Consider the following 6,307-nt stretch of genomic DNA (forward strand, 5'->3'; position numbering starts at 1 on the left):
TTTGTAATGTACCGTCGTGCGTGGGGGGGGGGGGGGGGCGGGGGGGGCGGGGCGGGGGCCGGGCGCCCCCCGCCCCGCGAGGCTGCCCGGACGACCGGCGCCGACGACGGGCGCGGTGGTGCGGGCAGCGGCGGCCGGGGCCGCCGGGAGCGGGGTGCGCGCGGGTGCGGCGGGTCGTGCACCGCCGAGGCGGCGCAGCAGGGCGTCGGGGATGGCGCTCAGGGGCAGCACCTCGTCGGCGAGGCCCTCGCGGGCGACGGCGCCCGGCATCCCCCACACCACGGAGGTGGCCTCGTCCTGCACGACGACCTGGCCGCCGGCCTCGGCGACGGCCTTGCAGCCGAGCTTGCCGTCCGAGCCCATCCCGGTGAGGACCAGGGCGAGCAGCTCCCCGCCGAACGCGGCGACGGCGGAACGCACCATGACGTCGACGGCGGGGCGGCAGAAGTTCTCCGGCGGGCCCTGGTGCAGCTTGACGACCAGCGCGGACCCGCGCCGGACGACCTCCATGTGGAAGTCCCCGGGGGCCACGTACACGGTGCCGGCCTCGACGCTCTGCCCGTCGACGGCCTCGACGACGGTGAGCGCGCTGACCTTGTCGAGGCGCTGGGCGTACATGCGGGTGAACACCGGCGGCATGTGCTGGGTGACGAGCACCGGGACGCCGAGGCCGGCGGGGAGCTTCGCCAGCACGCTGGACAGGGCCTCGGGGCCACCGGTGGAGGAGCCCACGACCAGGGCGCGGGGCGTCCTGGCCGCGCCGCTGCGGGCCCGCAGGGCGACGGGCGTGGCGGGGCGCGCGACGACCGCCGAGCGCGGCTCGGCGACGCCCGGCACCAGCGCCTTGATCTTGGGGATCAGCTCGGCGCGCACCGACTCCATGGACTCGCTGACGCTGCCCACGTTCGCGGGCTTCGTGACGTAGTCCGAGGCGCCGGAGGACAGCGCCTCGAGGGTGGCGGTGGCGCCGCGCTCGGTGAGCGTGGAGAACATGACCACCGGCAGCCGGCGGTCGACGCGGCGGATCTCCTTGATGGTCTGCAGGCCGTCCATGACGGGCATCTCGATGTCGAGCGTCACCGCGTCGGGCTTCAGCTGCTGGATCTTCTCCAGGGCGACCTTGCCGTTGGGCGCCGTGCCGACGACCTCGATGACGGGGTCGGAGGCGAGGACGTCGGTGACGATGCGCCGCACCACCACCGAGTCGTCGACGACCAGGACGCGGATCCTCTCGCGCACGCTGCACACGTCCCTTCGCTCGGCGCGCCCCCAGCGGGCGGCTCCCTACTCCATCGGCGCGAGCGGCGGAACCTTGAACCCCGGGTCGCGACGGAGGAGGGACACGCCGCGGGGACGTGCGGGGGCGCCCCGGCCGGGCGTGGTAGCGCGGGAGGGGCCGCTCCGCGGGGACCGGGGACGTCGCGACGTCACCGGTCCCCGCGGGCGGGGGCGGGGCGTCAGCCGGCGGCGGTGCCGCGGCGGCGCAGCAGGGCCAGAGCGAGCGCCGCGGCCCCCAGCACCAGCCCGGCGGCGCCGAGGGCGCGAGCCACCCCGTCACCGCCCGACGCCGCGCCGGACGTGCTGCCGGACCCGGCGGGGGCGGCCTGGACGCCGCCGCCGGTGGACTCCCCGCTCCCGGCGGGGGCGGCGTGGGTGTCGCCGGTCGCGGCGGTCGTCGTGAACTCCGGGGCGGGGCTGTCGGGCTCGGCCGCGCCGGCGTCGGCGACCTGGGACCAGTCGGACACCTCGCCGTCGGCGTACGTCTGGACCGCCGGCAGCACCACGCGGGTGCCCTCCGCCGGCAGCGGGCCGACCTGCAGGTCGAACTCCTGGAACTGCCCGACGCCGATCCCGCCGGCGCCCGGGTCGGCGGTCCAGGTGACGGTCAGCGGCGCCTCGGTGATCGTGGCGCCGGAGACCTCGACGGGCTCGGGCAGGGCGCCCTCCTGCACGGTCGCCGTCCAGCCCGCGACGGGCTCGACGGCGACGTGGGTGAAGGGCGTGGCGGTGGGCAGGTCGACGACCAGGGAGGTGGTGGCGGCCGTGTCGGACTCGTTGGGCACGCGGAACGTCACGACGCTGTAGGAGCCGGCGGTGGTGACGTCGGGCACCGCGCGCACGTGCGCGGCGGCGGGCAGCGCCGAGGCGAGCACGAGGGCGGCGGCGCCGGCCGCCGGCAGCAGCAGGCGCGCGGGCGGGGCGGAGGGCAGGGTGGAGGGCAGGGTGGTGCGCACGGTGGGTGTTTCCTTCGGCTAGCGGGTGGTCGTGGCGACGGCGGGCACCGCCGGCGGACCACGACGCGCCGGCCGGCGCGCGACGACGGAGCGCGGGTGCACCCCCACGACCACCGGCACCGGCGCCACCGGCAGCAGCACGGGCAGGCGCAGCACGGCGAGCACCACGGCCCGCAGCGGCTGGAGCCACGCCCACAGCGACCACACGGCCCGTTCGCCGCGGGCGAGGACGACGGCCGCGGCGGCGGTGGCGAGGGCGTGGGCGAGCAGCATCGGCAGCGGCGAGGCCCCGGCCGGGGCGCCCGTGAGCGACCCGGTCGCCAGGGGCACCCACTCCTGGTGGTGCCCGTGGGTGGGCACGTCGACGGTGTCGGCGGCGAGACCCGCGAGCGCGGCGTGCAGGGCGCTCTGCCCGGCGCCGAGGACGGTCAGGAGGGCGGGTGCGGACAGGCGCCGGCCGGTCAGGGCGAAGGCGGCGCAGCCGGTGAGCGCGGCCAGGGCCAGCAGCACCAGCGTCGGCGGCAGCTCCCGGCCGCCGGCGACGTGGGCGGTGGAGGCGAGCGCGACGACGGTCAGCGCCACGGTGCCCGCCCGGGCCAGGCGCACCGCACCCCTGGTCGGCGACTCCACGGCGCCACGGTACCCACCGTCCCCGGGAGCTCCGGAACGCCCCGCTCCGCCCGCCCCGGCCCGGCCCGGCCCGGCCCGGGTGGGGTCAGTCGTCGCCGAAGGCGGCGCGCCACGGGCGCAGCAGCACCTCGCGCGTCTCGGACGCCAGCACGTCGGCGACGACCTCGGCGTGCACGACGCCGCTCACCACGTTCCACAGCCCGCCCGCCCCGTCGGCGGCGTCCAGGCCACCCGCCCGGAACGCCCGCACCGCCAGCATCTGGGCGGCGGCCGCCGTGCGGACGCGTCCCGACAGGTGCACCGCCCAGGAGGCGTCGTGCACGGCGCTCGCCCACTCCCCGCCCCCGGGGCGGTGCGTGTCGGCGACCGCCCGCAGGCACGCGCGGTCGGTGCCGTCCAGCCGCGCCAGCCGCTGCAGGACCTCCTGCACCCCGGCCTGGGCCTCCCCGAGCCCGTCCGGCACGGACGGCAGGGGCGCCAGGTCGCGCGCGGCGTGCAGGTAGGGGCCGGCCAGCACCCGGCGCACCCCGTCGGGCAGCCGCTCGCCGAGGTAGGCCGACACGGCGGCGTCGGCGAGGACGTCGGCGGCGCGGCCGGCGGTCTCGGTGCGCAGGCGGGGCCCGCCGTCCAGCGGGGCGCTCCATGTCCAGTCGAGGACGTCGTGGTGCACCAGGCGCACGAGGGCGTCGGCGTCGGCGATCGTGGAGCCCTGCAGCACCCGCACCACCCCCGCCTCCACGCGCGGCCCGACGACGTCCTCGGCGAACACGCCGCCGGCGAGGCCCTCGGCGACCTGGCCGAGCACGTCGGTGATCCGCGGCACGGCCCGGAGGGCCTCGCGCACCCTGCGCCAGGCCTGGGCGCGGGCGTCGGCGTCGTGCCGGGCGGCCAGCACGTCCAGCTCGCGCGGGCCGCAGTCCAGCGCCCGCAGCAGCACCTCGGCGGTGGAGTCGCCCGCCGGCAGGCGGACCAGGTCGAAACCGAGCACCGGTGAGCTCACGAGCGAGTAGTGCATGGTGGTCGCCTCCCGGGGCTGCCGCGACGCCGCCCGGCCGGGTGGCGCGTCCCACCCTGGACCGGGTGGTGTCCGGCCACCCTGACACCGGGTGTCGTCGCTCACCACGCGCCGTCACACGGACGGGTGTGTCGCCGCCTCCGGACGGCGCACGCCGCGCAACCGCGCTGCTCCGTCGGGGGGACGTCCGGGCGGGGCCGCCGTAACGTCGAGCCATGGCAGGCCGGAGCGCGCCCGCGGGGCGCGGTGGGGACGGGCGGCTGCGCGGGGACCCGGCCGGGGACGACGAGGCCGGCGCGGGCACGGCCGGCGCGGGCGACGAGGTCGGCACGGCCGGCGCGGGCGACGAGGTCGGCACGGACGGCGCGGGCGACGCGCAGGCACCGGCCGGGCCCTGGGCCGCCTGGCTGCTCGCGCTGGCACCGGTGGTGCCCGTGCTGCTGGCCGGGGAGAGCTGCCGGCGCTTCCTGGCCGGGGCGCGCGACCGCCAGCACTTCGGCTGGCGCCTCGGCGACCTCCCCGCCGACGGCGGCCCGGACGGCGGGGCCCCCGCCCTGGGCCTGACGGACCGCTGGCCGGCGATGCTCGGCGTCGTGCCCGCGGGCAGCGCGCTGCTGGCGTCGTTGGTGGGGCTGCTGGCCGTCACCGGCGCGGTGCTGGTGGGGCGGCCGGGGTGGCTGGTGCCCGGGCCGGTGCAGCGGTGGGCCGCGGCGGCGTCGGCGGGGGTGGTGGCGCTGGGCGCGCTGGGCCTGGCGGTCGGCTCGCTGGCCACCGTGTCCGCGTCCGGGGAGGGGGACGCGGGCCTGCCGTACTTCGTGCTGGACACGTGGGGGTGGCTGGAGGCGAGCGTCCCGCTGGGCACGGCGCTGCTGACGGCGGTCCTGGCGGTGCTGTGCGCGGTGGTGCTGCTGCGCCCGGGGCGCTCCCCCGCCACCCTCCCGGGACCGGGCCCCGAACCGCTGGAGCCCGTGGAACGCGTGGAACCCGTGGAACCCGCCGGACCCCCCGCCGCGGCACCCGGGCCCCGGGGCGCGGAGCCGGGCCCGGGACCCGCACCCGCGTCACGGGCGGAGGGGGCCCTCGCCGCGGCCGCCGACGGCCCCCCGCGGCTGCGCGCGGAGGACCGCGCCCTCTACCGGCGGCCCGGCCGGGTGGCGGAGCCCCCGGCGGTGGGTGAGGCGCACTAGCGTCGTGGCGTGGCTCCCCCCGAGGTCCCCGCCGCAGCCGCCCCCGCGCGCAGCACCACCGCTGCCGCCCCACCGCGGGCTCGGCACCTGCCGGCGTGGGGCGGCTGGGCGCTGACGGCGGCCGTGGCGATGCCGCCCGCCGCGGCGCTGGAGTCGGCGCGGCGCGTCCTGAGCGGTTCCCTGGACGCCGTCGTCGGGCTGACGGACCCCTCGACGGGGATGCTCCTCGGCCCGGAGGGGCAGGTGCGGGCCACGTCGGCGCAGCTGCTCGGGGAGCGCTGGTCGCTGCTGTGGCAGTGGCAGCCGCTGCACGTGCCGCTGCTGGCGGGTGCGCTGGGCGCGGTGGTGCTGGCCGCGCTGGTGGTCGCCGGGCGGCCGGTGGCGCTGGTCCCACGGGCCGGGGCGCGGTGGGCCGCGGCCGCCGTGGCGGCGGTGAGCGCGCTGGCCGCCCTGGCGGGGGTGGCGGGGTTCGCCGCGCAGGCCGTGGACGTGCTGCCGGTGGGGTCGTGGACGGCGAGCACGTCGTTCCTCTCGCACGCCGCCCAGGTGGCGGTGCTCGTGCTGGCGGCGGCGCTGGCGGCGGGGTCGGCGTTCGCGCTGCTGCGCGCGCGGGTCGAGGCGGAGGACGACCTGCCGGAGGGCACCGGGGACGAGGAGGCGGACCCCGCGCACGACCCCGCGCACGACCCCGCGCACGTCTCCCGGGAGGCGTCTCCCGCCCCCGGACCGGCCACCGGACCGGCGCCGGCCGCTGCTCCCGCCCCCGCGGGGCGTGCGGGGGCGGACCGGCCGGAGGGCCCGCCGCGGGTGCGGGAGGACGACCTGGCGCTGTACCGCCGTCCGTCGTGAGGGCCCCGGGCACCGCTGCGCCGGGGGCGGGGCCGGGAGCAGCATCGCGGTGTGGATGACGAGAGCGGCAACAGCACGGCCGTCTGCCCGAACTGCGGCACCGCGTTCGCGGGTCCCGCCGCCACCCTGGACGGGGCCGGCGTGGACCGCACCGTGCGCGTCTGGTTCACCGAGCAGACGTGGGACACCGGCGGGACCACCCGGCAGGCGTACGCGCAGTACCTGGTGGAGAACGGTGGGGAGGCGGTGGGGCGGGCGAGGTTCGTCGCCGACCTGGCCCGGCTGGGGGTGGTGGAGCGGCCCGGCCCGGACGGCGCGAGCGTGCTGGTCTGCCCCTGAGCGCGCGGGGCGGGGACGGCGAGGGGCCCCCCAGCGGTGGTGGGGGGCCCCTC

Annotated in this window: 7 protein-coding genes; 3 read left to right on the forward strand and 4 right to left on the reverse strand. The window is 79.6% G+C overall.

Annotated features, from left to right (window positions below; translation table 11 throughout):
- The 4 genes from ACRYR8_RS20710 to ACRYR8_RS20725 all read right to left on the reverse strand — a co-directional run.
- Positions 1 to 1,239: protein-glutamate methylesterase/protein-glutamine glutaminase (locus ACRYR8_RS20710; RefSeq protein WP_432486201.1), on the reverse strand; the 1,239-nt coding region annotated here is incomplete at its 3' end.
- Positions 1,240 to 1,457: 218 nt separating this feature from the next.
- The gene (locus tag ACRYR8_RS20715; RefSeq protein ID WP_432485772.1) at positions 1,458 to 2,234 is read right to left on the reverse strand and encodes a YcnI family copper-binding membrane protein; all 777 of its coding nucleotides are present in this window, start codon (positions 2,232 to 2,234) and stop codon (positions 1,458 to 1,460) included.
- Between the two features lie 18 nt (positions 2,235 to 2,252).
- On the reverse strand, positions 2,253 to 2,864 hold the full coding sequence (locus tag ACRYR8_RS20720; RefSeq protein WP_432485773.1) for a hypothetical protein: 612 nt from the start codon (positions 2,862 to 2,864) through the stop codon (positions 2,253 to 2,255).
- An 85-nt stretch (positions 2,865 to 2,949) separates the two neighbouring features.
- The gene (locus tag ACRYR8_RS20725; protein ID WP_432485774.1) at positions 2,950 to 3,879 is read right to left on the reverse strand and encodes a hypothetical protein; all 930 of its coding nucleotides are present in this window, start codon (positions 3,877 to 3,879) and stop codon (positions 2,950 to 2,952) included.
- A gap of 215 nt (positions 3,880 to 4,094) precedes the next feature.
- Here ACRYR8_RS20725 and ACRYR8_RS20730 point away from each other — a divergent pair, with 215 nt between their 5' ends.
- The 3 genes from ACRYR8_RS20730 to ACRYR8_RS20740 are packed head-to-tail and all read left to right on the forward strand — an operon-like array spanning position 4,095 to position 6,254.
- Positions 4,095 to 5,066, forward strand: a complete 972-nt coding sequence (locus tag ACRYR8_RS20730; protein WP_432485775.1) for a hypothetical protein — start codon at positions 4,095 to 4,097, stop codon at positions 5,064 to 5,066.
- Between the two features lie 9 nt (positions 5,067 to 5,075).
- Positions 5,076 to 5,915, forward strand: coding sequence for a hypothetical protein (locus tag ACRYR8_RS20735; protein ID WP_432485776.1), 840 nt, complete (start codon positions 5,076 to 5,078; stop codon positions 5,913 to 5,915).
- Positions 5,916 to 5,966: 51 nt separating this feature from the next.
- Positions 5,967 to 6,254 carry a hypothetical protein gene (locus tag ACRYR8_RS20740; RefSeq protein WP_432485778.1) on the forward strand — a complete coding sequence of 96 codons (288 nt, stop codon included), beginning with the start codon at positions 5,967 to 5,969 and terminating at the stop codon, positions 6,252 to 6,254.
- The last annotated feature ends 53 nt before the right edge of the window (positions 6,255 to 6,307 follow it).

The organism is Kineococcus esterisolvens (assembly GCF_050871405.1).
Lineage (GTDB): Bacteria > Actinomycetota > Actinomycetes > Actinomycetales > Kineococcaceae > Kineococcus.

Coding starts and splice junctions, on each gene's coding strand:
- ACRYR8_RS20730 (WP_432485775.1), top strand. CDS start 4,095: ATGGCAGGCCGGAGCGCGCCCGCGGGGCGCGGTGGGGACGGGCGGCTG.
- ACRYR8_RS20725 (WP_432485774.1), bottom strand. CDS start 3,879: ATGCACTACTCGCTCGTGAGCTCACCGGTGCTCGGTTTCGACCTGGTC.